General features: G+C 74.2%; 21 protein-coding genes. 16 read left to right on the top strand and 5 right to left on the bottom strand.

From position 1 onward, the window contains the following. The first annotated feature begins 60 nt into the window (after nt 1-60). Genes Z164_RS23560 through Z164_RS0114085 form a run of 3 tightly spaced genes read left to right on the top strand, consistent with a single transcriptional unit; the run spans nt 61 to nt 8,423 of the window. Nucleotides 61-6,369, top strand: a complete 6,309-nt coding sequence (locus Z164_RS23560) for an Hpt domain-containing protein (RefSeq protein WP_024891328.1) — start codon at nt 61-63, stop codon at nt 6,367-6,369. Then, nucleotides 6,362-7,957 (top strand): chemotaxis protein CheB, encoded by a 1,596-nt coding sequence (locus Z164_RS21440; protein WP_152540954.1) that lies wholly within the window; start codon nt 6,362-6,364, stop codon nt 7,955-7,957. The genes Z164_RS23560 and Z164_RS21440 overlap by 8 nt, the downstream gene beginning before the upstream one ends. Further along, on the top strand, nt 7,950-8,423 hold the full coding sequence (locus tag Z164_RS0114085) for a chemotaxis protein CheW (RefSeq protein WP_024891326.1): 474 nt from the start codon (nt 7,950-7,952) through the stop codon (nt 8,421-8,423). The genes Z164_RS21440 and Z164_RS0114085 overlap by 8 nt, the downstream gene beginning before the upstream one ends. A gap of 383 nt (nt 8,424-8,806) precedes the next feature. Here the strand turns inward: Z164_RS0114085 and Z164_RS0114080 are convergent, their stop codons facing one another. Then, nucleotides 8,807-9,547 (bottom strand): 16S rRNA (uracil(1498)-N(3))-methyltransferase, encoded by a 741-nt coding sequence (locus Z164_RS0114080; protein WP_024891325.1) that lies wholly within the window; start codon nt 9,545-9,547, stop codon nt 8,807-8,809. Between the two features lie 22 nt (nt 9,548-9,569). Then, nucleotides 9,570-10,967, bottom strand: coding sequence for an adenosylmethionine--8-amino-7-oxononanoate transaminase (gene bioA, locus Z164_RS0114075; RefSeq protein ID WP_024891324.1), 1,398 nt, complete (start codon nt 10,965-10,967; stop codon nt 9,570-9,572). A gap of 38 nt (nt 10,968-11,005) precedes the next feature. Between bioA and nudE the strand changes: the two genes are divergently transcribed. The 5 genes from nudE to Z164_RS21995 all read left to right on the top strand — a co-directional run bounded on the left by nudE (nt 11,006) and on the right by Z164_RS21995 (nt 13,910). Continuing rightward, nucleotides 11,006-11,560, top strand: coding sequence for an ADP compounds hydrolase NudE (nudE, locus tag Z164_RS0114070; RefSeq protein ID WP_043690175.1), 555 nt, complete (start codon nt 11,006-11,008; stop codon nt 11,558-11,560). Beyond that, nucleotides 11,547-12,347, top strand: a complete 801-nt coding sequence (gene cysQ, locus Z164_RS0114065) for a 3'(2'),5'-bisphosphate nucleotidase CysQ (protein ID WP_024891322.1) — start codon at nt 11,547-11,549, stop codon at nt 12,345-12,347. The genes nudE and cysQ overlap by 14 nt, the downstream gene beginning before the upstream one ends. 79 nt (nt 12,348-12,426) lie before the next feature. Then, nucleotides 12,427-13,215: a nucleoside triphosphate pyrophosphohydrolase gene (gene mazG, locus Z164_RS0114060; protein WP_052338460.1), complete on the top strand. Its 789-nt coding sequence runs from the start codon at nt 12,427-12,429 to the stop codon at nt 13,213-13,215. Further along, nucleotides 13,209-13,535, top strand: coding sequence for a YnfA family protein (locus Z164_RS0114055; protein ID WP_152540953.1), 327 nt, complete (start codon nt 13,209-13,211; stop codon nt 13,533-13,535). Before mazG ends, Z164_RS0114055 begins: the two co-directional genes overlap by 7 nt. A 15-nt stretch (nt 13,536-13,550) precedes the next feature. Continuing rightward, nucleotides 13,551-13,910 (top strand): Mpo1-like protein, encoded by a 360-nt coding sequence (locus Z164_RS21995; RefSeq protein ID WP_024891319.1) that lies wholly within the window; start codon nt 13,551-13,553, stop codon nt 13,908-13,910. Nucleotides 13,911-14,106: 196 nt separating this feature from the next. Here the strand turns inward: Z164_RS21995 and Z164_RS0114045 are convergent, their stop codons facing one another. Beyond that, entirely contained in the window at nt 14,107-14,454 is a 348-nt protein-coding gene (locus tag Z164_RS0114045; RefSeq protein WP_024891318.1) for a DMT family protein, read from the bottom strand. Nucleotides 14,455-14,589: 135 nt separating this feature from the next. On the opposite strand from Z164_RS0114045, the gene Z164_RS0114040 reads away from it, so the two are divergent. The 5 genes from Z164_RS0114040 (at nt 14,590) to Z164_RS0114020 (ending at nt 20,313) form a co-directional block, all read left to right on the top strand. After that, a complete protein-coding gene (locus Z164_RS0114040) occupies nt 14,590-15,303 on the top strand; it encodes a response regulator transcription factor (RefSeq protein WP_024891317.1) in 714 nt (237 codons plus the stop codon). A 15-nt stretch (nt 15,304-15,318) separates the two neighbouring features. Beyond that, on the top strand, nt 15,319-16,587 hold the full coding sequence (locus Z164_RS0114035) for a sensor histidine kinase (protein WP_024891316.1): 1,269 nt from the start codon (nt 15,319-15,321) through the stop codon (nt 16,585-16,587). Between the two features lie 144 nt (nt 16,588-16,731). Next, a complete protein-coding gene (locus Z164_RS0114030; RefSeq protein WP_024891315.1) occupies nt 16,732-18,267 on the top strand; it encodes an efflux RND transporter periplasmic adaptor subunit in 1,536 nt (511 codons plus the stop codon). Further along, nucleotides 18,264-19,004, top strand: a complete 741-nt coding sequence (locus tag Z164_RS0114025) for an ABC transporter ATP-binding protein (RefSeq protein ID WP_052338455.1) — start codon at nt 18,264-18,266, stop codon at nt 19,002-19,004. Before Z164_RS0114030 ends, Z164_RS0114025 begins: the two co-directional genes overlap by 4 nt. Nucleotides 19,005-19,080: 76 nt before the next feature. Next, nucleotides 19,081-20,313 carry an ABC transporter permease gene (locus tag Z164_RS0114020; protein ID WP_024891313.1) on the top strand — a complete coding sequence of 411 codons (1,233 nt, stop codon included), beginning with the start codon at nt 19,081-19,083 and terminating at the stop codon, nt 20,311-20,313. 31 nt (nt 20,314-20,344) lie between these two features. Here the strand turns inward: Z164_RS0114020 and Z164_RS0114015 are convergent, their stop codons facing one another. After that, complete coding sequence (locus Z164_RS0114015; RefSeq protein ID WP_024891312.1) at nt 20,345-21,544, bottom strand: S8 family peptidase; 1,200 nt, start codon at nt 21,542-21,544, stop codon at nt 20,345-20,347. A gap of 182 nt (nt 21,545-21,726) precedes the next feature. Continuing rightward, nucleotides 21,727-22,941 (bottom strand): S8 family peptidase, encoded by a 1,215-nt coding sequence (locus Z164_RS0114010; protein WP_024891311.1) that lies wholly within the window; start codon nt 22,939-22,941, stop codon nt 21,727-21,729. A 278-nt stretch (nt 22,942-23,219) separates the two neighbouring features. Between Z164_RS0114010 and Z164_RS0114005 the strand changes: the two genes are divergently transcribed. Genes Z164_RS0114005 through Z164_RS0113995 form a run of 3 tightly spaced genes read left to right on the top strand, consistent with a single transcriptional unit; the run spans nt 23,220 to nt 25,317 of the window. Further along, the gene (locus Z164_RS0114005) at nt 23,220-24,242 is read left to right on the top strand and encodes an isoaspartyl peptidase/L-asparaginase family protein (RefSeq protein WP_024891310.1); all 1,023 of its coding nucleotides are present in this window, start codon (nt 23,220-23,222) and stop codon (nt 24,240-24,242) included. A 4-nt stretch (nt 24,243-24,246) separates the two neighbouring features. Next, complete coding sequence (locus Z164_RS0114000) at nt 24,247-24,894, top strand: hypothetical protein (protein ID WP_024891309.1); 648 nt, start codon at nt 24,247-24,249, stop codon at nt 24,892-24,894. Between the two features lie 39 nt (nt 24,895-24,933). Then, nucleotides 24,934-25,317 (top strand): VOC family protein, encoded by a 384-nt coding sequence (locus Z164_RS0113995; RefSeq protein ID WP_024891308.1) that lies wholly within the window; start codon nt 24,934-24,936, stop codon nt 25,315-25,317. Nucleotides 25,318-25,364 lie beyond the last annotated feature (47 nt).

Genomic DNA, 25,364 nt, shown 5'->3' with positions numbered 1-25,364 from the left:
GTCGCGCCCCTGGCCCCTGGTCCCCGGCCCCCGGCCCCTGCGCTCCGAAGGAGCGCCCCCATGACCACCGCGCTGCGCGAGGCGATCGACCATTCCGCGCTGGGCTGGATCAAGCCCGAGCTCGACGAGACCCTGCGCCAGGCGCGGCTGGAGATCGAGTCCTTCGTCGACGATCCGGCCGACGTCCGTCGCATGCGCTTCTGCGCAGGCTACCTGCACCAGGTGCAGGGCACGCTGCGCATGGTGGAGCTGTACGCGCCGGCGATGGTGGCCGAGGAGATGGAGCGGCTCGCGCAGGCCCTGGCCGACCAGGAGGCCGCCGACCGCGACACCGCCTGCGCCACGCTGATGCGCGCGGTGGTGCTGCTGCCCGACTACCTGGAACGCCTGCAGGGCGGGCACAAGGACATCCCGATCGTCCTGCTGCCGCTGTTGAACGAGCTGCGCGCCGCGCGCGGCCTGCCCGGTCTCAATGAGAGCGTGCTGTTCGCGCCCGACCTGCAGGCGCCGTTGCCCGCGGACCTGCCCGCCGCCGCGGCGGTCCCGGCGGCCGAGCGCAAGGACATCGCCGGCGCCCGCGCCGCCGACGTCGCCGCGCGCATGAGCGCGTGGCCCGAGGGCGGCGCGCCGGGCGATCCGGCGGCGCTCGCGCGCGCGATCGAAGCGCTGCTGCCGCTGACCGCCGCGGACGCGGTGCGGCGCATGCTGTGGGTCGCCGTGCGCGTGCTCGACGCGTTGCAGGCCGGCGCCATCGAAGCCACGCCGGCGCTGCGGCACGGCTTCGTCGGCGTGGCCCGCGAGATCCGCCGCCAGTTCCAGGACGACGGCTTCGGGACCCCCGGCGCGGACACCGCGCTGGAGCCGACGCGTCAGCTGCTGTACGCCATTTCCGCGGCCGCCGCCGACCATCCGGCCCTGCAGGAGCTGCGCGAGGTGTTCGGGCTGCACGCGCAGCCCGCCAGCGAGGCCGAGATCGACCATGCCCGCGGCAGCCTGAGCGGGCGCAACCGCGCGCTGCTCGATACCGTGGCCGGCGCGGTCAAGGAGGACCTGCTGCGGATCAAGGACGCGCTGGACCTGCACCTGCGCACCGGCGCCGGCGATGCCGCGGCGCTGGCGCCGCAGCTGGAGGCGCTGTCGCAGGTGGCCGACACCCTGGGCATGCTCGGGCTCGGCGTGTCGCGCAGCGTGGTGCAGCAGCAGCGCGAGGCGATGGCCGCCATCGTCGCCGGCGAGCGGCCGGCCGACGAGGATGCCTTGCTCGACATCGCGGGATCGCTGCTGTACGTGGACGCCTCGCTCGACGACCAGGTCGCGCGGCTGGGCGGCGCCGACGGCGCCGGCGACGAGGATCCGCTGGCCGGCGAGTCGCGCAAGGCGCTCGAGGTGATCGTGCGCGAGGCCATCGCCAACTTCGCCGACGCGCGCCAGGCCTTCGTCGCCTTCGTCGAGACCGGCTGGGAGCACGACGAACTGGTCGAAGTGCCGCGCCTGCTGCAGGAAGTGGCCGGCGCGCTGCGGATGCTGGAACTCGACGAACCGGTCGGGTACCTGACCGGCATCGGCCGCTACGTCGAGACCGAGCTGCTGGCGCGCCGCCGGGTACCGAGCGGGCGCCAGCTCGACACCTTCGCCGACGCGCTGGCCAGCCTGGAATACGCGCTGGAGGCCCTGCGCGAGCGGCGTCCCGATTTCGGCGAGATCCTGGCCATCGCGCGCAACAGCCTGGAAGCGCTGGGCTACTGGCCGTTGCCGGAAGCGGGCGCCGACGCGTCCGCGGCGGCCGCGTCCTCGCCGCTGGACGAGGACACCCTGGAGGCCGTCGCCTCGGTCATCGACCGCGGGCTGTCCCGGCTCGGGCCGCCGCAGGCGCCGTCCGCGCCGCCGCCCGCCACGCCGCCCGCGGCGGGCGCGCCGCCCCCGCCCGCGTTGCCGACGGCGGCCGCCACCGGCATCGCCAGCGGCTTCGAGGCCGCCGGCGACGACATCGACGACGAGATCCGCGAGGTCTTCCTGGAGGAGTTCTCCGAGGAGATCGACAACCTCGGCCGCCTGCTGCCGCCGTGGCGCGAGCGCCCGGACGACCTGGAGCGGCTGCGGCCGATCCGCCGCGTGTTCCACACCCTCAAGGGCAGCGGCCGCCTGGTCGGCGCCAACGCGCTCGGCGAGTTCAGCTGGAAGATCGAGAGCCTGCTCAACCGGGTGCTCGAAGGCAGCCGCGCGCCGAGCCCGGCGGTGGTGGCCACCGTCGAGCGGGCGTTCGCGCTGTTGCCCGCGCTGCGCGATGCCTTGCGCGGCGAGGCCGCCGTGCCGCCGGTCCTGGCCGGCCTGCAGGCCGATGCCGAGCGCATCGCCGCCGGCGACGAGTCGATGCCGAGCGCAGCGCCCGCCGCGGTGCCCGTCGCGGAGGCGCAGACCGACACCGTGCCGCAGGCCGCACCGGCCGACGTCGCGGTGCAGACCATCGCCGCACCGGCGCCTGCGTCCGACGCTGCGCCGGAGGCCGGCATCGCGCCCGCCGACCGCGTGCCGGCCGCGGTGGACGCGCTGCTGCTGGAGATCCTCGACGCCGAGGTGACCGGCCACCTGGCCACGCTCGATGCCTGGGCCGCACGCGCGGCCGAGGCGCCCACCGGGGCCGACAACGCGCTGTTGCGCGCGGTGCACACGATGAACGGCGCGTTCGCCATGGCCGAGGTGCCGGTGGTGAACGCCGCGCTCGGACCCGCCGAGGCCTACGTGCGCCGGTTGCTGGCCGCCGAAGCGGCAGCCAGCGCCGACGGGGTCGAGGCGATCGTCGCGCTGGCCGGGCTGGTCCGCGCGACTCTGGCCGGCCTGCACGACGCGCGCAGCTACGTGCCGCGCTGCGACGCCCTGGCCGCGCGATTGGCCGCGCTGCGCGACGGCCTGCCGGAGCCGGCGCGGGCGCACCCCGAGTTCGACGACGCGGGCTTCGGCGACCTGCCCGCGCCGGCGGGCATCGAGCCCCTGGACGGCGAACTGAGCGCGCTCGACCTGTCCGCCTATGGCGACCTTGCGGACGACGCGGACGCCGAGGCCGAGGCGGCGCTGCGTCAGCTCGAGACGGAGCTGCTGGACGTCGAGCGACGCGACGCGGAACGCTTCGAAGCCGCGCGCCTGGAAGCCGAACGGCGCGCGGCCGAGCGCGCGGAGGCCGAGCGACTGGAAGCGGAGCGCCTGGCGGCGGAGCGGGCGGACGCCGAACGGCGCGCCGCCGAGCGCGCCGAGGCGGAGCGCCTGGAAGCGGAGCGGATGGAGGCCGAGCGAGCCGAAGCCGCGCGCCTGGAGGCCGAACTGCTCGCCACCGAACGCCTCGAGGCCGAGCGCTTCGAGGCGGAGCGCCTGGAAGCGGAACGCCTGGCGGCCGAGCGCGCGGAAGCCGAGCGGCTCGCGGCCGAGCGCGCGGAGGCCGAGCGCCTGGAAGCGGAGCGCGTGGCGGCGGAACGGGCGGCGGAGGCCGAGCGCCGGGCGAAGGAGGCGCAGGCCGACCGCGAACTCACCGATTACGTGGAGACCGAACTGCTGGAAGCCGAGCGCCTAGCGTCCGAGCGCTTCGAAGCGGAACGGCTGGAACTCGCCCGTGCGGAGGACGCGCGGCGCGCGGCCGCACGCGAGACGGAGCGGGCCGAGGCGGAGCGCGTGGCGGCCGAGCGCGCCGAGGCCGAACGTCCCGCCGAGGCGCAGGCCGAGGCCGAGCGCCCGCAGGACGCGGAGCTGGCCGCCCCGGAGGCCGATGCCGAAGGCCCGGTCGGGACCGCGGCGGACGCCGGGCCCGGACCGGTGCCGACCCCGACCCCGACCCTGCCCGACGCGCGCGCCGAAGCCACGCCAGCGGCCGAAGCCGCTGCCGACGCAGGCGAAGGCGCGCAGGACGCCGAAGCATCCGAGGCCCGGGAAGCGTCCGCAACGCCCGAGCCCGCCGCCACGGAGCCCGCCGGCAGCGCCGCCGATGCGGCGCAGTCCACGCCCGTCCCCGCGACCGGCGACGAGTCCGATCCCGAGCGGCCGCTCGACATGGAAGCGCTGGATGCGGAACTGCTCGACATCTTCGTCGAGGAAAGCGTGGACCTGCTGGACCACGCCGACCGCCTGCTCGCGCAGCTGCGCGATGCGCCGGGCGAGCGCGAGCCGCTGATCGGCCTGCAGCGCGACCTGCATACCATCAAGGGCGGTGCGCGGATGGCCGGCATCATGGCCATCGGCGAGCTCGGCCATGCGATGGAGACGCTGCTGGAAGCGGTGGTCGAACAACGCTGCGAACTCGGCAGCGATGGCATCCCGCTGCTGGAGCGCGGCTTCGATCGCCTGCATGCGATGGTCACCCGCGTCGGCGATCGGCGTGCGGTCTCGGTGCCCGAGCGCCTGGTCGCCGCGTTCGACGCGCGCGCCCGCGGGCGGCATGCGGCCGACGCGGCGGGGCCGGAGGTCGTGGCCGAGACGCGCGCGACGCCGGCGCCGCTGGCGCCGCTGTCCGCGCCGATCGGCGACGGCCACGGCCCGGGTCTCGACGACGACCCGCACGTGCCCGCGCCGCAGGAGCAGGTGCGCATCCGCGCCGACCTGCTCGACCGGCTGGTCAACTATGCCGGTGAGGTCGCCATCTATCGCGCGCGCCTGGAGCAGCAGCTGGGTGCGTTCCGCGGCGCGATGGGCGAGATGGAGCAGACCAATGCGCGTCTGCGCGACCAGCTGCGCCGCCTCGACATCGAGACCGAGGCGCAGATCATCGCCCGCTACCAGCGCGAGGGCGACAGCGCCGACGCCGCCTTCGACCCGCTGGAGCTGGATCGCTTCTCCACCCTGCAGCAGCTCTCGCGCGCGCTGGCCGAATCCGCCAACGACCTCGCCAGCCTGCAGGGCACGCTGGACGACCTGACCCGGCAGTACGAGACCCTGCTCTTGCAGCAGTCGCGGGTCAGCTCGGAATTGCAGGAGGGCCTCATGCGCACGCGCATGGTGCCCTTCGATACCCTGGTCCCGCGCCTGCGGCGGGTGGTGCGGCAGGCGGCGGCGGAAACCGGCAAGCAGGTCGCGCTGAAGCTCGACGGCGCCCACGGCGAACTCGACCGCAACGTGCTCGCGCGCATCACCGCGCCGCTCGAGCACATGCTGCGCAACGCCGTGGCGCACGGCCTGGAGTCGCCCGAGCAGCGGCGCCATGCGGGCAAGCCGGAGGAAGGCACGGTGCGCGTGGCGGTGCGCCGCGAAGGCTCCGAGGTGGTGCTGGAGGTCGGCGACGACGGCCGCGGCCTGGACCGCGACGCGATCCGCAGGCGCGCCGAGGCGCGCGGGCTGCTGCGGCCCGGGGCCGCACTGGCCGATGGCGCGCTGGACGCGCTGATCTTCGAGCCGGGCTTCTCCACCGTCGACGAGGTCAGCCGACTGGCCGGGCGCGGCGTGGGCATGGACGTGGTGGTCAGCGAGGTGCGCCAGCTGGGCGGCAGCCTGGACATCGACACCCGCGTCGGCGCCGGCACCACCTTCACCCTGCGCCTGCCGCAGACGCTCGCGGTCACCCAGGCGGTGTTCGTGCGCATCGGCGAGACCAGCTTCGCGGTGCCGATCGCGTCGGTGCGCGGCGTCGGCCGCATCGCCCGCGAGGACATGGCCGCGGCGGACGCCGCCTACCGCTACGGCGGCGAGGACTACGCGCTGTACGACCTCGGCCAGCTGGTCGGCCAGCCGCCGGCGCGCGCCGACGGCCAGTTGCAGGTGCCGCTGCTGCTGGTCGGCGCCGGCGACCTGCGCGCCGCGGTGGCGGTGGACCAGATCGTGGGCAACCGCGAGATCGTGGTGAAGCCGGTGGGGCCGCAGGTGGCTTCGATCCCGGGCATCTTCGGCGCGACCATCATGGGCGACGGCAGCGTGCGGGTGATCCTGGACGTCGCGCCGCTGGTGCGCCGCCACGCCGCGAAGGCGGCGCTGGAGCGCGAGCAGGCGCGGGCGCCCGCCGCGGAGCGCAGGCAGGTACCGCTGGTGATGGTGGTGGACGACTCGATCACCATGCGCAAGGTCACCGGCCGCGTGCTCGAGCGCCACAACCTGGAAGTGGTCGCCGCGAAGGACGGCGTGGACGCGCTGGAGCGGCTGGAGGAGCGCGTGCCCGACCTGATGCTGCTGGACATCGAGATGCCGCGCATGGACGGCTACGAGCTGGCCGCGCACATGAAGTCCGATCCGCGCCTGCGCGGCGTGCCGATCGTGATGATCACCTCGCGCACCGGCGAGAAGCACCGCCAGCGCGCCTTCGACCTGGGCGTGGCGCGCTACCTGGGCAAGCCGTACCAGGAGGGCGAGCTGATGCGCCATGTCCACGAGATGCTGGGCCGGGAGCGCGGCGGTGAGTGAGGCGCGGGCGCGGGCGGTGGTGCTGGCGCGGCCGGGCGAGGCCAGCGCGAAGCTGCAGGACGCCGTGCGCGGCGCCGGCGCGGAGCTGCTGGGCGCCTTCGATCCGACCGCGACCACGGCCGAGGCGGTCGCGGCGCTGTCGCCGCAGGCGGTGCTGGTCGCGCTGGAACCCGCGCTGGAGGAGGCGCTGGACGCCTTCGAGCCGCTGCTGGCGCGGCCCGACGTCACCGTGATCTTCGACGAGGCCGAGCTGGCCGTGCAGCGCACCGGCTGGGACGCGCAGCGCTGGATCCGGCATCTGGCGGCCAAGCTGCATCGGCACCACGACGTGCTGCCGCCCGGCCGGGCGACCGCCGCCGCCGCGCCCGCCGCCGCGGCGCCGGCCCAGGCGGAACCCGGGAGCGAGCCGGCGCCGGGGCCGGCGCGCGTCGGCACCGGCGACGTCGTGGAGGCGCCGATCCCCGAGCTCCCCGCGCCCGACGATCTCGAAATCGTGGACGCTGCCGCCGAAGGTCTCGCGGTCGAGGCGCTCGCGCTGGACGCCGAGGGCGCCGCCGCGGCCTGGCCGCTCGACGAGATCGCGCCGGGCGGCGTGCGCCTGGACGACGTGGCGTTGCCGGACTCGAGCGACGGCGATGCGGCGGCCGGTGCCGACGGCGGCCTGGCCGAACTGCTGCAGGCCGGCGCCTCGTTCGATGACCTGGTGCATGCGGCCGGGGACGATGGCCTGCGGCTGCCGGAAGACGCCCGCGAGTTCCTGGACCCGGTGGAGGCACGCTGGGATGGGGACGACCCGGCGGCGCCGACCGGCGTTCGCGCAGGCCACGGCGATGCCGACGAAGCCGCGGCCGCCGATGCGCCGCACGCGCCCGGTATCGCCGGCCTGACCCTGGCCGGACCCGACGCCGGGCCGCTGGGCACCGCGCCGGCGGCCGCCGACGCGCGGCTGGCCGATCTCGAGCGCCGCATCGGTGCGCTCTCGCTGGCCGACGTGGACAGCTACGGCTTCGGCGCGCTGCAGGGCGCGGTGCTGATCGAGGCCGGCCTGGGCGGGCCGGATCCGGTGCGGCGCCTGCTGGCGGCGATGCCCGACGACTTCGGCCGCCCGCTGCTGGTGCGCCTGCGCCTGGGCGGCGGCCGCTACGACCGTCTGGTGGCGCAGATGGCGCGCGCGACCACGTTGCCGGTCTGCCTGGCCGAACCCGGCGCCGTCGCCGAGCGCGGCACGGTCTACTTCCTGCCGCCCGAGCTCGGCCTGGAGCAGGAGCGCGCGCAGTTGCGCTTCGTCGCCGAAGCGGGCGCCGAGACCCGCCTGCCCAGGGCGCTGCCGGCCGCCGACAGCGCGGTGGTCTTCCTCAGCGGCGCCGATGCGGGGCTGGTGGAGGCGGCCGCCGGCGCGGACTGGGCGGGCGCGCTGCTCGTCGCCCAGTCCCCGGACGGCTGCTACGACGCGGCGGCGCCCGCCGCGCTGGTCGAGCGCGGCGGCATCGCCGCGGCGCCGGCCGACATCGCGGCGCTGCTGGTGCGGCGCTGGACGCCCGGCGCCGACGCGACCGAGATCGAACTCGAGGCTGCTGCCGATGAATGATGCGCCCGCTGCGCCCGCCGAGATCCGCGGCGTGCTGATCCAGATCGCCCAGGCGCGGCTGCTGCTGCCCAACGCCACCATCTCCGAGGTGCTGTCCTACGCCGATCCCGAGCCCGTGGACGGCGCCCCGGACTGGCTGCTCGGGCGCATCGCCTGGCGCGGCTGGTCGCTGCCCCTGGTCGCGTTCGCGCGCATGGCCGGGCTTGCCGCCGACGAGCGCGGCGGGCTGGGCAGCAAGGTCGCGGTGATGAAGAACCTGCGCGCCGGCGACCGCCTGCCCTACATCGCGTTGCTGACCCAGGGCTTCCCGAGGCTGGTCAACGTCTCGGCGCGGACGCTGGAGGCCGACGACGGCGACGGGGCGTTGCCGCCGGCGGTGAGCGCGCGCGTGCGCATCCGCGACGACGCCGCGCTGGTGCCCGATCTGGACGCCGTCGCCGCGCGCGTGGACGAGGCGCTGCGCTAGGCTGGATCCGAGGCTCGGCGCGCGAAAGGCCCCCCTGTCCTCCGCATGCGGGGACCATGCTGCTTTTCCTTCCCCCGCAAGCGGGGGGCACGCGGTTTTTTCCTTCCCCCGCAAGCGGGGCCATGTTTTCTTTCCCTTCCCCCGCAAGCGGGGGAAGGTGCCGAAGGCGGATGGGGGCGCGCCGCAGGCGTGCAAAGCGGCCCTCATCCGGCGGCGGGAGAAGGAACGACATGCCCCCGCTTGCGGGAGAAGGGACGGCAATTCACCCGCTTGCGGGAGCGGGGACGGCTTCGGCGCTGCAAGTCGAATGTCGATACGCGCTCGGCGCCTGCGCGGCAGAAACGCTTGAAGCGAACGGTTCGCCGGCGGAGCGGACAGCGCGCCTAGACCAGATCGCCGAAATGCGCCTGCAGCGCGGCGATCGCGGCCAGGCCGGCGGTCTCGGTGCGCAGCACGCGCGGTCCCAGGCGGATGCCCTCGAAGCCGCAGGCCGCCAGCGTCTGCCGGTCGCGCGGCGACCAGCCGCCCTCGGGGCCGACCGCCAGCACCAGGCGGCCGTCCTGCGGCGCTTCCAGCGTGGCGAGGGTGCGTTCGGCGCCGGGGTCGAGCAGCAGCCGCAGTCCGCCGCCACCGGGCGGCGCCGCGGCCGCCTCGTGCAGCGGGCGCGGCGCCGCGACCGCCGGCAGCCGCGCGCGGCCGCTCTGCTCGCAGGCGGCGACCACCACGCTGTTCCAGTGCGCGAGCCGCTTGTCGGCGCGGGCGCCGTCGAGCTTCACCTCGCTGCGCTCGCTGTGCACCGGCGCCACCGCGGCCACGCCCAGTTCGGTGGCCTTCTGCAGGATCCAGTCCATCTTCTCGCCGCGCGCGATGCCCTGCAGCAGCACGATGCACAGCGGCGATTCGTTGTCCACGGCGCGCCGGGCCAGGATCTCGGCTTCGCCGCCGCGCTTGCCGGCGGCGACGAGGCGGGCGTCGTAGTCGTGCCCGTCGCCGTTGAACAGCACGCAGGCGTCGCCCTCGCGCAGCCGCAGCACCCGCAGCAGGTGCGCCGCGGCCGCCTCCGGCAGGGCGACGCGCGCGCCCGGCGCGAGGTCCAGATCGACGTGGGCACGGGTCAGGCGCACGGGGCGGGCTCCGGCCGCGGGTTCATGCGGTCGCCGCGTCGATGGCGGTGCGGGTGACGTCGGCCAGCAGCGCGAGCTGGGCCTCGTCGATGCAGTAGGGCGGCATCCAGTACAGCACGTCGCCCAGCGGCCGCAGCAGCACGCCGCGCGCGAGCGCATGGCGGTAGGCGCGCAGGCCGGTGCGGCGGGCCGGGTCGAACGGCGCGCCGCGGCGGCCGCCCTCGGCCAGCTCGAAGGCCACGATCATGCCGGCCTGGCGGACGTCGGCCACGTGCGGGTGCGCGCGCAGCGGCGCGGCCAGTTCGGCCATGCGCGCGGCGGTGGCGCGGTTGCGCGCGATGACGTCGTCGGCCTCGAAGATGTCGAGCGTGGCCAGCGCCGCCGCGCAGGCCAGCGGGTTGCCGGTGTAGCTGTGCGAGTGCAGGAACGCGCGCTCGCGGGAGTCGTCGAGGAAGCCGTCGTAGAGCGCCTGCGTGGCCAGCACCGCCGACAGCGGCAGGAAGCCGCCGGTCAGGCCCTTCGACAGGCACAGCAGGTCCGGCTGTATCCCGGCCTGCTCGCAGGCGAACATGGTGCCGGTGCGGCCGAAGCCGACCGCGATCTCGTCGGCGATCAGGAACACGCCGTGCACGTCGCACAGCTCGCGCGCGCGCTTGAGGTAGACCGGATCGTGCATGCGCATGCCGCCGGCGCACTGCACGCGCGGCTCCAGCACCAGCGCGCAGACCTCGCCGGCGTGCTCGTCGAGCAGGCGCGCAAGCGCGTCGGCGGCGTCCTCGGCGTGGCCGGCGGCGCTCTGTCCGTCGCGGGCCAGGTAGGCGTCGGGCGAGGGCGCGAACAGCGCCTCGGCCAGCAGCGGCGCGTAGACGCGGCGATACAGCGGGATGTCGCCGACCGCCAGCGCGCCCAGGGTCTCGCCGTGGTAGCCGTTCTCCAGCGCCACGAACTTGGTGCGCCTGGGCTCGTCGCCGCGATTGGCGTACCACTGGAACGCCATCTTCAGCGCCGCCTCGACCCCCGCCGAGCCGTTGTCGGCGTAGAACACCCGCGCCAGCGGCGCGCGCCCGGGCTGGCGCGGCGCCAGCGCCAGCAGCCGCTCGGCCAGCTCCACCGCCGGCAGGTGCGAGCAGCCGGCCAGGATCACCTGCTCCAGCGTGCGCGCCTGGCGGGCGATGGCCTCGGCGATGCGCGGCTCGGCGTGGCCGAACAGGTTCACCCACCAGCTGGAGACCGCGTCCAGGGTGCGGCGGCCGTCCGGCCCCACCAGCCAGGCGCCGTCGCCGCGCGCCACCTGCAGCAGGGGCAGGGTGTCCGGGTGCTCGCGCATCTGCGTGCACGGGTGCCAGAGCACGGCCAGGTCGCGGGAACGCCAGGCGTCGGCCTCGGCTAGAATGGCGGGATCGTGGAACTGCTCGGTCATCCCCGCATTATCGCCCCGACCGCCGCCGGATGCCGGCGATGACGCGTCGCCTGCCCATCATCCACGCGATCACCGAGCACGACGCCGGCCCCTATCGCATGGAGCGGCTCGACCTGGAGTTCTCCAACGGCGAGCGCCGTCTCTACGAACGCCTGCACGGCCGCGGGTACGGCGCGGTGGCGGTGGTGCCGATGCTCGACGACGACACCGTGCTGCTGGTGCGCGAGTACGCCGCCGGCGTGCATCGCTACGAGCTGGGGCTGGTGAAGGGCCGCATGGATGCCGGCGAGACGCCCGAGCAGGCCGCCGACCGCGAGCTGAAGGAGGAGGCCGGCTACGGCGCGCGCCGGATCGAGGTGTTGCGTGCGTTGTCGCTGGCGCCGACCTACATGAGCCACCAGACCTGGGTGGTGCTGGCGCGCGATCTCTATCCCGAGCGCCTGCCCGGCGACGAGCCGGAGGAACTGGAGGTGGTGCCCTGGCGGCTGGACGCGCTGGACGAGCTGGTGCTGCGCGAGGACTGCTCGGAAGGGCGTTCGATCGCCGCGCTGTTCATCGCCCGCGAGCACCTGCGCCGGCATGCGCGTGGATGACGCGCTGCGCGAGGGGCTCATCGCCATCGCGCGCGACGCCGCCGACGCCATCCTGGCCGTGTACGCCGGCGCGTTCGAGGTCGAACGCAAGGTCGACGCCTCCCCGGTCACCGCCGCCGACCTCGCCGCGCACCACCGCATCCTCGACGGGCTCGCCGCGCTGACGCCCGCCATCCCGGTGCTGTCGGAGGAATCCGCCGACGAGGTGCCGTGGCAGCGCCGGCGCGGCTGGACCCGCTACTGGCTGGTGGACCCGCTCGACGGCACCCGCGAGTTCGTCAAGCGCAACGGCGAGTTCACCGTCAACATCGCCCTGATCGACGATGGCGTGGCGGTGTTCGGCCTGATCCAGCAGCCGGTCGGCGGCGCGCTGTGGTACGGCGCCCCGGGCGAGGGCGCGTGGCTGCGCGAGGGCGGCGCCGAGCGCGCGCTGCGGGTGCGCCGGCCCGCGCGCGCGCCGCTGCGGGTGGCCGCCAGCCGCTCCCACCCCGATCCGCGCAGCCGCGCGCTGCTGGCGCGGCTGGGCGACGCCGAGCAGGTCGCGCTGGGTTCCTCGTTGAAGTTCTGCCGGATCGCCGAGGGTCGGCTGGACGTCTACCCGCGCTTCGGCCCGACCAGCGAATGGGACACCGCCGCCGGGCAGGCGATCCTGGAAGGCGCCGGCGGCTGCGTGCTCGACCCGCAGGGGCGCCCGTTCCGCTACAACCGCCGCGACACGCTGCTCAACGGCGATTTTCTCGCGCTCGGCGACCCGGACCTGCCTTGGCGGTCGTGGCTGCGCGAGTGAGCGGCATGGCCGATTTCTTCACCAGGAGCCTCGACCCGTGACCGATTCCCCGCGCGACATCCGGGCGCTGATCGCGATCATGGCGCGCCTGCGCGATCCCGACGGCGGCTGCCCCTGGGATCTGGCGCAGGATTTCGCCAGCATCGCGCCCTACACGATCGAGGAAGCCTACGAGGTCGCCGACGCGATCGACCGGGGCGACCTGGACGACCTGCGCGACGAGCTGGGCGACCTGCTGCTGCAGGTGGTCTTCCATGCGCGGATGGCCGAAGAGGCGGGCGCCTTCGCCTTCGGCGACGTGGTCGCGGCGATCTGCGACAAGATGGTGCGCCGCCACCCGCACGTGTTCGGTGGCGCCGCCGCGGAGGACGCCGGGGCGGCGACGCGCGGCTGGGAGGCGATCAAGCGCGAGGAGCGGCGCGCGCGCGGCGAGGCCGATGCTTCGGCGCTGGCCGGGATCTCGCGCGGGCTGCCGGAGTGGCAGCGCGCGGCCAAGCTGCAGCAGCGCGCCGCCCGCGTCGGCTTCGACTGGCCGTCGCCCGCGCCGGTGATCGCCAAGCTGCGCGAGGAACTGGGCGAGGTGGAGGCCGAATTCGACGCCGTCGCCGCCGCGCCCGGCGATGCCGCCGCGCAGGCGCGGCTGGAGGCCGAGCTGGGCGACGTGCTGTTCGTCGCCGCCAACCTGGCCCGCCATGCCGGCGTGGACGTCGGCCGCGCGCTGCGCGGCGCCAACCACAAGTTCGAGCGCCGCTTCCGCGCCATGGAGGCCATGGCCGCCGCCGAGGGCGCGCCGCTGGAGGCGCGCTCGCTGCCGGAGCAGGAAGCGCTGTGGGCGCGGGTCAAGCAGGCGGAGGACGGGACATGCTGAAGACGCTCGCGCTGTTCGTCGCCACCGCGCTGGCCGAGATCGTCGGCTGCTACCTGCCCTGGCTGTGGCTGCGCCGCGACGGCAGCCCCTGGCTGCTGCTGCCGGCGGCCGCGGCGCTGGCGCTGTTCGTCTGGCTGCTCACCCTGCACCCGACCGCCAGCGGGCGCGTCTACGCGGCCTATGGCGGCGTCTACGTGACCGTGGCCCTGGCTTGGCTGTGGTGGGTGGACGCGGTCCGGCCGACCCGCTGGGACCTGGCCGGCGCCGGTTTGTGCCTGGCCGGGATGGCGGTCATCATGCTGGGGTCGCGCAACGGCTGACGTCCGGGAGGGGAGATGGCCCGCTCTGACCGCGGTTTCTCGAGTTTCCGCGAGTTCTACCCGTACTACCTGAGCGAGCACGCGCACCCGGTCTCGCGCCGCCTGCATTTCGTCGGCAGCTGGGGCGTGCTGGTGCTGGTCGCGGTGGCGGCCTGGCGGCGCGAGCCGGCCTGGCTGCTGGCGGCGCTGGCCTGCGGCTACGGCTTCGCCTGGATCGGGCACTTCTTCTTCGAGAAGAACCGCCCGGGGGGTGAGGGCGCGACGAGCAGTCGAACCGCCCCACCGCCCCCCACCCGTTCGCAGCGCCGCCGCCCGGCACCGCGCCCGCCCGGCACCATCGCCCCTCTTCCGCGTGCGGGAGAGGGGATGGGGTGAGGGCGACGCGACGAGCAATCGAACTGCGCCCCCCACCCGTTCGCAGCGCCGCCGCCCGGGCACCGCGCCCGCCTGGCACCATCGCCCCTCTCCCGCGTGCGGGAGAGGGGATGGGGTGAGGGCGCGACGAGCAATCGAACCGCTCCGCCGCCTCAGGCCGCGTCGCCGCCCGGATCGGGGGACCACACATCGGATCTCAGGTCTCCAGGAAGATCAGCCATGCGGCGACCGCGATCAGCGCGAAGCCGGCCCAGTGGTTCCATTTCAGCGGCTGGCCCAGGTACCAGCTCGAGAACCAGGCGAACACCAGCAGCGTGATCACCTCCTGCATGCCCTTGAGCTGCGGCGCGGAGTAGACCGCGTAGCCGATCCGGTTGGCCGGCACCATCAGCAGGTACTCGAAGAAGGCGATGCCCCAGCTGGCCACGATGGCCAGCAGCAGCGGCGCGCTGCGGTACTTCAGGTGGCCGTACCAGGCGAAGGTCATGAAGACGTTGGAGGCCAGCAGGAGCAGGATCGGAAGGACGCGTTCGAAGCCGGGCATAGCGGGATCGGGGAGGGGCGGGACGCCAAGCCTAAGCCGCCGGCCGCCTTCACGGCCTCTCCACCCCCGGATCGGCTAGCTTCACAAAGCTGAAGCTCGCTGAGAGCGTCTCATTTCCATCTCCCTGGAGTGCATATGCGCGCAACCCAAGAACCGGGCGGCCTGGTCCTCATCGTCGAAGACAACCGCAACATCTCCGAGATGATCGGCGAGTACCTGGAAGGCAAGGGGTTCGAAGTCGACTACGCGTCCGACGGCCTGGACGGCTACCGCCTCGCGTCCGAGAACAGTTACGACGTGATCGTGCTGGACCTTATGCTGCCGCGTCTGGACGGCATCGAGGTCTGCAAGCGCCTGCGCGAGGAGGCCCGCAAGTCCACGCCGGTGCTGATGCTGACCGCCCGCGACACCCTGGACGAGAAGCTCACCGGCCTGGGCTCGGGCGCCGACGACTACCTCACCAAGCCGTTCGCGATCCAGGAGCTGGAGGCCCGCCTGCGCGCGCTGATCCGCCGGGAGCGCCGGCAGGTCGGCTCCGAGGTGCTGAAGGTGGCCGACCTGGTGCTCGACCCGGCCAGCCTGCGCGCCACCCGCGCAGGCCAGGAGCTGCAGCTCTCGCCGATCGGCCTCAAGCTGCTGACGATCCTGATGCGCGAGTCGCCGCGGGTGGTCAGCCGGCAGGAGATCGAGCGCGAGATCTGGGGCAACAGCCTGCCCGATTCCGACACCTTGCGCAGCCACCTCTACAACCTGCGCAAGACGATCGACAAGCCGTTCGACAAGCCCCTGCTGCACACCGTCCAGAGTGCCGGCTACCGGATCGCCGACATCGAGCAGTCCCCGGCCTGACGGTCGCCTGCTCCGATGCCGCAGGGCCTTCCGAAGAAGCTCCGCCGCGCGTTCAGTCTCCAGGCCGCCCTCGGCAGCCTGGCGATCGTGCTCGGGGTGGCGATCGCGTTCTCGGTCTCGCTGCGTCTGCTGGTGAAGGCGCGGCTGGAGGCGCAGGCGGAGCAGTACTGGTCGATGCTCCAGCGCGATGGCGACGCGTTGCTGCCGCGCACGGCGACGGTGGAGGCGTACTTCGTGACGCCTGGCGGTGAGGCCGCGCTGCCCGAGCGGCTGCGCGGGCTCGAGCCGGGCCGGCACTTCGTGCGCGAGCAGCGCCGCGACGTGCTGGTCGAGCGCCGCGACGGCGGCACCCTGTACCTGAGCATGCAGTTCGACCACGCCCGCAAGGTGCTGTGGACCGCCGCGGTGCTGCTGATGCTCGGCGGGATCGGCGTCATCCAGCTGGTGAGCTGGCTGACCTACCGCATGACCCGGCGCATGGTGGTGCCGGTGAGCTGGCTGGCCGAGCAGGTCTCGCGCTGGGACCCCGGCGATCTCGACGATGCCGCGCTGGTACGCGAGCGCATCCCCGGCGTGGTCGGGCGCGAGGTCGACCAGCTCAGCGGCGCGCTGCGCGTGCTGTCCTCGCGGGTGCAGGCCTTCGTGCAGCGCGAGCGCGATTTCACCCGCGACGCCAGCCACGAGCTGCGCACCCCGTTGACGGTGATCCGGGTGGCCAGCGACGTGCTGCTGGCCGACCCGGAAACGCCGGCGCGCTCGCAGCGCTCGCTGCAGCGCATCCAGCGCGCCAGCCGCGACATGGAGGCGGTGATCGACGCGTTCCTGATCCTGGCCCGCGAGCACGACACCGCGCCCCAGGGCGAGGAGTTCGACGTGCGCGAGGTGGTGCTGGAGGAGGTGGAGAAAGCGCGGCCGCTGCTGCAGGGCAAGCCGGTGACGCTGAAGGTGGTGGGCGATGCCCGGCCGCGTCTGGATGCGCCGTCCCGGGTGCTGGCGGTGATGCTCGGCAACCTGCTCAACAACGCCTGCGTCTTCACCGAGGAAGGCGAGATCGAGGTCGCGATCCACGACGACCGCATCGAGGTGCGCGATTCGGGCATCGGCATGACCCCGGAGGTGCTGCAGCGCGTCTACGACCCGTTCTACCGCGTCGATCCGTTCCGCTCCGGCGGCAAGGGCATGGGCTTGTCGATCGTGCGCCGGCTCGGCGAGCGCTTCGGGTGGCCTGTGAGCCTGGAGAGCAAGCCCGGGCAGGGCACCGTGGCGACGATCCACCTGGCCTGAGCGGGCGCCGCGCGCGCGTCGTGCGTCCCGGCGCGGCGACGGGGCGCGCGGCACGCTTTAGGATCGGCAACGCCGCCCGGGGCGATGTCAACGCCGCCGGTGCCGGCGCGTTATCGCCTTCGTCCTCCTTGCCTCCGGTCACGCATGAGCCAGCCAGCCTCCCCGCCAGCCCGCAGTCCCCGTCCGCGCCGGCGCCCGGCGCGCTGGCCGCGCATCGTCGCCGCGCTGGCCGCCCTCGCGCTGGCGGTCGCGGGCGCCTGGTGGTTCCAGCAGCGCCGTGCCGCCGCCGATGAGGGGCAGTGGCGCACCGCGGCGGTGGAGCGGGGCGACATCCGCGTGGCGATCTCCGCCACCGGTACGCTGAGCGCGATCAGTACGGTCATCGTCGGCTCGCAGATCTCCGGCCAAGTCACCGACGTGCTGGTCGATTACAACGACCCGGTCGAGCAGGGACAGGTCATCGCCCGGATCGACCCCAGCACCTACCAGGCGCAGATCGAGCAGGGCAACGCGCAGGTCGCCGCCGCCCGCGCCTCGCTGGCGCAGGCGGAGGCCACGCTGGCCAATGCGGAGCTGGACTACCGCCGCAAGGCCGATCTCGGCGAGCGCCAGCTGGTCGCGCGCGCCGACGTGGACCTGGCGCGCGCCGCGCTGGAGCAGGCGCGCGCGCAGCGCGATTCGGCGCGCGCGCAGATCGTCCAGCAGACCGCGGCCACCCGCACCACCCAGGTCAACCTGGAGCGCACGGTGATCCGCTCGCCCGTCGATGGCGTGGTGCTGGTGCGCAACATCGAGCCCGGCCAGACCGTGGCCGCCAGCCTGCAGGCGCCGGAGCTGTTCACCATCGCCGAGGACCTGGGGCAGATGCAGATCGAGCTGGAGGTGGACGAGGCCGACATCGGCCAGGTCGAGGTCGGCCAGCGGGTCTCCTTCACCGTCGATGCCTTCCCGGATCGCCAGTTCCGCGGCGAGGTGCGGCAGGTCCGGCTGTCGGCGACCAACACCAACAACGTGATCACCTACCCGGTGGTGGTGGCGGTGGACAACAGCGACGGCACCCTGCTGCCCGGCCTGACCGTGAACGCCGAGATCGAGGTGAGCCGCCGCGACGGCGTGCTCAAGGTCTCCAACGCCGCGCTGCGCTACCGGCCTGCCGATGCGCAGGCGGCCGGCGCGGCGGCAGGCCCGCGCGGCGGCGGCGACCTGTCCGCCGACTTCGCCCGCGCGGCGGAGCCGCTGGCGCTGTCGCCGGCGCAGCGCGCGGAGCTGGATGCGGCGCTGGCCGCGATCGGCGAGCGCGCCGCCGCGCGCCAGCAGGCCGCCGCGCAGCCGCAGGGCCAGGGCGCGGCGGCACCGGGCATCTTCGGGCCAGGACCGGGCATGCGTGCCCCGGGCGGCGCGGCGGCCGACAGCGGGCAGATGCGCCAGCGCATGCTGCAGCGCTTCCAGCAGGATTTCGCCGCCTTCCGCGACAGCCTCGACGAGGACCAGCGCGCGCAGTGGGACCGCGCGCTCAACGCCATCGCCAGTGCGCGCCGCGCGCCGGTCTACAAGCTGGTCGATGGCCGCCCGCGGATGGCGATGGTGCGCATCGGCGCCAGCGACGGCAGCAGCACCGAAATCGCCGGCGACATCGCCGAGGGCGACCTGCTGATCACCGGCGAGCGCGCCGCGCCATGAGCGCCGCACGCGCCGGCGTGCCGGTGATCGAGACCCGGGGGCTGGGCAAGGTCTACTCGCCCGGCACCGAGGCCGAGGTGGTCGCGCTGAGGGGCGTGGACCTGCGCATCGCGCACGGCGACTTCGTCGCGATCATGGGGCCGTCGGGCTCGGGCAAGTCCACGCTGATGAACCTGATCGGCTGCCTGGACACGCCCAGCAGCGGGGCCTATTTCTGCGACGGCGTCGACGTCTCGACGCTGGACCCGGAAGCGCTGGCGGGACTGCGCCGCGACAAGATCGGCTTCGTGTTCCAGGGCTTCCACCTGCTGCCGCGCATGAGCGCGCTGGAGAACGTGGCGATGCCGCTGGGCTACGCGCGGGTGCCGCCGGCCGAGCGCGTCGAGCGCGCGCAGCAGGCGCTGGAATCGGTGGGGCTGGGCGCGCGCGCCTCGCACCGGCCCAACGAACTGTCCGGCGGCCAGCAGCAGCGCGTGGCGATCGCGCGCGCGCTGATCAACCGGCCGCCGGTGCTGCTGGCCGACGAGCCCACCGGCGCGCTGGATTCCAGGACCGGCGAGGAGATCCTGGCCCTGTTCAAGCGCCTGCGCGACGACGGCCATACCGTGGTGCTGATCACCCACGACGCCGACGTCGCCGCGCACGCCGACCGCACCTTCGTCATGCGCGACGGCGAGCTGCACGAGGAACCGGGTCCGGGGATGGGGGAAACGGGACCGGAGACGGCCCGGCCATGACCCGTCCCGCATCGCGTCCCGCGCATCGCCCCGCTTTCCCGAATCCGCGCGCCCCACTCTCGGAACCCCGCTCCCGATGAACTTCTCCGACATCCTGCGTACCGCCTACCACGCGCTGCGCGGCAACTGGATGCGCAGCACGCTGACCTCGCTGGGCGTGATCATCGGCATCGCCGCGGTCATCGTCATGGTCTCGGTCGGCCAGGGCACCCAGGCCGAGCTGGACAAGCTGGTCTCGGGGCTCGGCTCGCAGCGGCTGGACATCTCCCCCGGCGCGCGCCGCGGTCCGGGCGGCGCGCGCGGCTCGGCATCGAGCTTCTTCACCCTGACCGAAGGCGACGTCGATGCGATCCGCGACGAGATCCCCGAGGTGCAGTACATCTCCGGCTCGCTGAGCGGCAGCACTCAGGCGGTGTTCGCGGAGAACAACTGGGCGGCGAGCTGGCGCGGGGTGCAGCCGGACTTCTTCGTCATCAACGGCTGGACGCTGGCCGAGGGCGAGGGGTTCCAGCCGCAGGACTACACCGGCGCGGGCAAGGTCGCCGTGCTCGGCGAGACCGTGCGGCGCGAGCTGTTCGGCGATCGCAGCGGCATCGGCGAGACCATCCGCCTCGGCCGGGTGCCCTTCACCGTGGTCGGCACGCTGGCGCCCAAGGGCCAGGGCGGGTTCGGCCAGGACCAGGACGACGTGGTCATGGTGCCGATGGCCACCGGCCGGCGCAGCCTGCTGGGCGCGATGGGCCTGCCGCCGAAGGCGGTCATGCAGATCGCCCTGACCACCGGCAGCGCCGACGACCTGGGTTACGTGCAGGGGCAGATCGAGGCGCTGCTGCGCCAGCGCCACCGCATCGGCCCCGGCGACGAGGACGACTTCACCGTGCGCAACATGTCCGAGATCATCGCCACCCGCACCGAGACCACGCGGCTGATGTCGCTGTTGCTGGGCGCGGTGGCCACGATCTCGCTGATCGTCGGCGGCATCGGCATCATGAACATCATGCTGGTCTCGGTGACCGAGCGCATCCGCGAGATCGGCCTGCGCATGGCGGTGGGCGCGGGGCCGTCCGACGTGCGCAGGCAGTTCCTGGCCGAGGCCATGCTGATCTCGCTGATCGGCGGCGCGATCGGCATCGCCATCGGCATCGCCGGGGCGTTGCTGGTCGGCCAGACGAGCTCGCTGCCGGTGGCGCTCAACGGCAACGTGATCGCGCTGGCCGCCGGCTTCTCGGTCGCCACCGGGCTGTTCTTCGGCTACTACCCCGCGCGCAAGGCCTCGCTGCTCGACCCGATCGAGGCGCTGCGGCAGTAGGGCCTGCGGGCCTCGCTGGCGGCGCCGCCGATCAAGGGGTCTCGGGCCGGAGATTCGGCGAATCGGCGCCGTCGCCCGCCGGTAGGCCCGGGGCGGTGTGGGCGGTGAGCCAGCCGCCGACCGTCGAAGGCGGGGCCAAAGGATGGTGTTCCAGATACATGGCGATGGTGCCGGCGATGATGGCCGCCGCCATCGAGGTGCCGTTGAGGGTCTGGGTCGCGGTGGGACCGATGTGCCAAGCCGAGGTGATGCCGACGCCCGGTGCGAGCCGGTTCACGCAACTGCCGTGATTGGAGAATACCGCGACCGCGTCGGTCGCCGTGGTCGCGCCCACGGTGATCGCGCCCGATACCCGGGCGGGCGAGTAGTTGCAGGCGTTGGCGGCATTGTTGCCGGCCGGGACCACGGTGGTGAGCCCGCTGTAGATCAGGTTGGTGGTGGCCGTGTCGAGTACCGTCGAGGCCGTGGTGGTCACGCCGATGAGGGCGACCGCCGGCTTCACGTGATTCGCGCGCACCCAGTCGATGCCAGCGACTACGGCGGAAGTCATCGTACTGGTGCTGCAGCCGAACACGCGCACCGGAACCAGCGATACCTCCTTCGCCACGCCCCAGGTGGTGCCGCCGACGAGGCCAGCCAGATGGGTGCCGTGGCCGAGACAGTCGCCGTTGAGGACGCCATCGACCATTGCGCTATAGCCCGGCAGGACCCGGCCGCCGAATTCGACGTGATCGGCGCGGATACCGCTGTCGATCACGTAGGCGCGCACGTTGGCGCCGGTGGCGTAATAGATGTACAGGCCGTCCAGCGGCAAGTAGGGCTGGTCGATGCGGTCGAGGTGCCAGGGCGCGTCGGTCTGGACGGCCGACGGCACGGCGAACCCGTCCTCCTCGACATAGGCCACGCGCGGGTCGGCGAGCAGCCGCCGCACCGCCTCGGGAGCCGCGCGCACCGCCATGCCGCGCACGGCGTGGGCATAGATCCGGGAGACCGTGAGGTCGTGGCGCGCGGCGAGATCGATCGCGGTGTCCTCGACCGCGGCGGCGATCGCGGAGGACCGCGAACCGTCGTCGTCGGCCGGTGCGGGGGCGCCGTCGTCGACAACGTCGTCCTGGAACACCACGATGTAGTGCCCGGGCATCGGGCGCTCGACCCGGCGCAGTTCGGTCGCGAGCGCGGGCAGAGAGAGGGAGGCGGCGACAGCCAGAGCGATCAGGCGACTGGCGAACATGGGGCGATCCTCCGTTCGGGCATGCGCGCCGACGGGCGATCCGCACAGCGCGCCTCGGTTCCAAAGGGGGCGCCGGCGGGCGATGCCGCGACCGCCGTGGGGGGGCGCGGCCACGGCGGCGTCGCGCCGCAGGCGCCAAGGCCGGGGCGGCCGGAGGGGAGGCCGGCCGCCCCGGAGACCGGTCAGCGGGTATAGAGCAGGCGGTTCGGGGAACCGGTGCCGATGCCGGTCAGCACGCCGGTGGTGGCGTTGGTGTACAGCCAGTTGCGCACGGCGGCGGGCGTCGCCGTGGGGTTGGTCTGCAGGTACAGCGCCGCCGCGCCGGCCACGTGCGGGGCCGCCATCGAGGTGCCGCTGAGGATGGCCGAGGCGGTGGGGCTGGTGTTCCAGGCCGAGGTGATCTCGCTGCCGGGCGCGAAGATGTTGACGCAGGTGCCGAAGTTGGAGAACGAGGACCGCGCATCGGTGCGGGTGGTCGAGCCCACCGTCACCGCGTTGGGCACGCGCGCGGGCGAGTAGTTGCAGGCGTTGGCGTTGCTGTTGCCGGCCGCGGCCACCACGGTGACACCGGCGTTGTTGAGGTTGTTGGTGGCGGTATCCAACGCGGAGGAGGCGCCGCCGCCCAGGCTCATGTTGGCCACCGCCGGCTTCACGTGATTGAGGCGCACCCAGTCGATGCCGGCGACGATCGCCGCCGTGGTGGTGGTGTTGCCGCAGCCGAACACCCGCACCGGCACCACGCGCGCCTGCTTGGCCACGCCCCAGGTGGTGCCGGCCACGGTGCCGGCCACGTGGGTGCCGTGCCCGTTGCAGTCGCTGGTGCCGTAGCCGTCGCTGATCGCGGTGTAGCCCGACAGCAGGCGGGAGCCGAACTGGTTGTGCGCGCTGATGCCGGTGTCGATGATGTAGGCGCGAACGTTCGACCCGGTGTAGTCGTAAATGTAGGTCGTGTTGAGCGGCAGGTTGCGCTGGTCGACGCGGTCCAGGCCCCAGGTGGCGTTGGTCTGCGTGGCGGACAGGGTGAAGTAGCCGTTCTCCTCCACGTAGGCCACCCGCGGGTCGTTGAGCAGCTTCTCGATGGCCGCGGGTTCGGCGGTGACCGCCATGCCCTGCAGTGCGTGCGCGTAGACGCGGCCGACCTGGAGGTCGTGGGCCGCGGCGACGTCGACCACGGTGTTCTCGACCTCGGCCGCGAGCGCCGCGCGTTCGGCAGCGGCGTCGGCGCGTCCGGCCCGCGCGGCGAGCGCGTCCTGCACCTGGTTGCGGATGACGTCTTCGTGGAACACCACGATGTACTGGCCGGGGACGGGGTTGTCGACCTTGCGCAGTTCGGCGGCGAGCGCGGAACCGGACAGGGCGGCGGTCACGGCGAGGACGAGCAGGCGCTTCTTGAACATGACTTCCTCCGATGAAGTGAACAAGACGGTGGCGGGATGCCCGCGGCGGACGCGCGACGGGTCCGCACGCCCATACGCCATCGGCGTTCCACGCGTGTCAATCGGGGTTTCGGCCGATGTTCAGAAGCGCGAGAACCGCCGACTATGAACTGTGCCGTCTCTCACCGCGCGCCCGGCCGCGCCGCCCGCATGGCGCCGGCCCCGGCCGTGCGCTGCGGCGGTGCGGCAACGATTGCGCGCTGCTAAGCTCGGCCTCGCCCTTCGCAACGGTCCTCGTCATGCCGCCTTTCGTCCGCGCCGCCCTTTTCCTGGCCTGCCTGCTGCCGGCCGTCGCCGCGTCCGCGACCGGCGCCGCCGAGCAGCGGCCGACCGCACTGGCGATCCACGGCGGTGCCGGAGTGATCGAGCGCGGCTCCCTGTCCGCGGAGGACGAGCGCGAGATCCGCGCCGCCCTGGATGCCGCGCTCGACGCCGGTCACGCGGTGCTGGCCGCCGGCGGCACCGCGCTGGATGCGGTCGAGGCCAGCGTGCGGGTGCTGGAGGAATCGCCCCGCTTCAACGCCGGCAAGGGGGCGGTGTTCAATGCCGAGGGCGGGCACGAGCTCGACGCGTCGGTGATGGAAGGCCACACGCGCCGGGCCGGCGCGGTGGCGGCGGTGACCACCGTGCGCAACCCGGTCCGGCTGGCGCGCCGGGTGATGGAGCGCTCGCCGCACGTGATGCTGATCGGCCAGGGCGCGGAGCGCTTCGCCGACGAACACCCCGACCTCGAGCGCGTGCCCAACGCCTGGTTCGACACCCCGCACCGCCGCGAGCAACTCGAGCGCGCCCGCGAGCGGGAGCGCGCGCAGCGCGACGCCGGCCTCGCAGCGCCGGCCGCGACCTATTTCGGCACGGTGGGCGCGGTGGCGCTCGACGCGCACGGCCATCTCGCCGCGGCCACCTCCACCGGCGGCATGACCAACAAGCGCTGGGGGCGGGTGGGCGATTCCCCGCTGATCGGCGCCGGCACCTGGGCGGACGCGCGCTGCGCGGTGTCGGCCACCGGCTGGGGCGAGTTCTTCATCCGCAACGCGGTCGCCCACGACATCTGCGCCCGCGTGGCCTACCGCGGCGACAGCCTGCAGGCGGCGGCGGACGAGGTCGTGGGCCGGGTGATCCCGGAGCAGGGCGGCGACGGCGGCGTGATCGCGCTCGATGCCGACGGCCGGATCGCGCTGCCGTTCAACACCGCGGGCATGTACCGCGCCTGGATCGGCCCCGACGGCAGCCGCGGCACCGCCATCTTCGAAGGGGAGTGAGGCGGTGCCCGCGCCCCTGGACGCGGCCGCGCTGGGACGCCTGCGCGCGCAGGCGCGCCGCCTGAGCCGGCGTCCGGAGGAGGCCGAGGACCTGCTGCAGGACGTGCTGCTGGCCGCCGTCGTGCGGCAACGCTACGAGCCGGCCTGGCTGGCCGGGGTCATGGTGCGCCGGGCCGCGTTCGTGGCCCGTACCGCTGCCCGCCGTCGCCATCGGGAGACGGCCGCGGCCGCGCCTGCCGACGCTGCCGCGGCGCCGGCGGCAGCGCTCGAAGCCGGCTCCGCCGCGCTCGCGGCTGCCGCGCTGCTCAGGCGCCTGCCCGCAGGCCAGCGCCGGCTGGCGGCGCTGGCCGCGCACGGGCTGGGCGCGCCGGCGCTGCGCTGGCTGCTCGGGATCGGACCGGCGGCGTTGCGCCAGCGGCAGTGCGCGCTCAGGCGCCGCGTCGCCGGCTGGAACGCGGCCGAGCGCGCGCTGTGGGCGAAGCTGCCGGAACTGGCCCTCTGGCGCCGCGATCCGCGGCTCGCGGCCGGACCGCTCCGGCGCGCGCTGCGCGCGGCGCAGCGGTTCGTGCCGGCGCTGGGCGCGCACGACCCCGACGGGCATCCGCTGCTGGTCGCATCCGCGCCTCACGCCGCGCCGCCGGCCGGCAACTGAAGAAGGCCCGGGTGTCCGGGCGTCGCGACGGAGATTCCCATGCTGGCCCAGGCGAGGCTCGAGACCCTGGTCTTTTTCGTATCCGATCCCGCGCGCAGTGCGGCGTTCTACGGCGACACGCTCGGCCTCGCCGTGGAGCGCGTGTCCGGGCACGACGGCGAGCTCGTCGTCGCGCAGGCGGGCGCGGTGTCGCTGGTGTTCCTGCCGCGCCCGGCACGAGCGGGCGAGAGCCCGATCCCGGTGTTCTCGGTGGACGGCGGGATCGACGACTGCGCCGAGCGGCTGGCGGCGCAGGGCGTGGAACTGGTCACGCCGGTGGAGGAGGCGCCCGACGGCGGGCTGACCTTCGACTTCCTGGATCCGGACGGCCACGTGCTGAGCCTGCACCAGCCGGCCGGTGCCCCGCGGCGGGCCGCCCGCTAGGCGCGCCTAGGGTCGACCCCATCGGGGCCGGCCCCGGGTTGTCGCGG

The organism is Luteimonas huabeiensis HB2 (assembly GCF_000559025.1).
Taxonomy (GTDB): domain Bacteria; phylum Pseudomonadota; class Gammaproteobacteria; order Xanthomonadales; family Xanthomonadaceae; genus Luteimonas; species Luteimonas huabeiensis.
The sequence above is the reverse complement of the archived record's forward strand: the minus strand, read 5'-3'. Positions and strand labels throughout refer to the sequence as shown.

Coding starts and splice junctions, on each gene's coding strand:
- nudE (WP_043690175.1), top strand. CDS start 11,006: ATGACGCGTCGCCTGCCCATCATCCACGCGATCACCGAGCACGACGCC.
- Z164_RS0114045 (WP_024891318.1), bottom strand. CDS start 14,454: ATGCCCGGCTTCGAACGCGTCCTTCCGATCCTGCTCCTGCTGGCCTCC.
- Z164_RS0114020 (WP_024891313.1), top strand. CDS start 19,081: ATGAACTTCTCCGACATCCTGCGTACCGCCTACCACGCGCTGCGCGGC.
- Z164_RS0114005 (WP_024891310.1), top strand. CDS start 23,220: ATGCCGCCTTTCGTCCGCGCCGCCCTTTTCCTGGCCTGCCTGCTGCCG.
- Z164_RS0114030 (WP_024891315.1), top strand. CDS start 16,732: ATGAGCCAGCCAGCCTCCCCGCCAGCCCGCAGTCCCCGTCCGCGCCGG.
- cysQ (WP_024891322.1), top strand. CDS start 11,547: ATGCGCGTGGATGACGCGCTGCGCGAGGGGCTCATCGCCATCGCGCGC.
- Z164_RS21995 (WP_024891319.1), top strand. CDS start 13,551: ATGGCCCGCTCTGACCGCGGTTTCTCGAGTTTCCGCGAGTTCTACCCG.
- bioA (WP_024891324.1), bottom strand. CDS start 10,967: ATGACCGAGCAGTTCCACGATCCCGCCATTCTAGCCGAGGCCGACGCC.
- Z164_RS0113995 (WP_024891308.1), top strand. CDS start 24,934: ATGCTGGCCCAGGCGAGGCTCGAGACCCTGGTCTTTTTCGTATCCGAT.
- Z164_RS23560 (WP_024891328.1), top strand. CDS start 61: ATGACCACCGCGCTGCGCGAGGCGATCGACCATTCCGCGCTGGGCTGG.
- mazG (WP_052338460.1), top strand. CDS start 12,427: ATGGCGCGCCTGCGCGATCCCGACGGCGGCTGCCCCTGGGATCTGGCG.
- Z164_RS0114085 (WP_024891326.1), top strand. CDS start 7,950: ATGAATGATGCGCCCGCTGCGCCCGCCGAGATCCGCGGCGTGCTGATC.
- Z164_RS0114015 (WP_024891312.1), bottom strand. CDS start 21,544: ATGTTCGCCAGTCGCCTGATCGCTCTGGCTGTCGCCGCCTCCCTCTCT.
- Z164_RS0114040 (WP_024891317.1), top strand. CDS start 14,590: ATGCGCGCAACCCAAGAACCGGGCGGCCTGGTCCTCATCGTCGAAGAC.
- Z164_RS0114025 (WP_052338455.1), top strand. CDS start 18,264: ATGAGCGCCGCACGCGCCGGCGTGCCGGTGATCGAGACCCGGGGGCTG.
- Z164_RS0114035 (WP_024891316.1), top strand. CDS start 15,319: ATGCCGCAGGGCCTTCCGAAGAAGCTCCGCCGCGCGTTCAGTCTCCAG.
- Z164_RS0114010 (WP_024891311.1), bottom strand. CDS start 22,941: ATGTTCAAGAAGCGCCTGCTCGTCCTCGCCGTGACCGCCGCCCTGTCC.
- Z164_RS0114055 (WP_152540953.1), top strand. CDS start 13,209: ATGCTGAAGACGCTCGCGCTGTTCGTCGCCACCGCGCTGGCCGAGATC.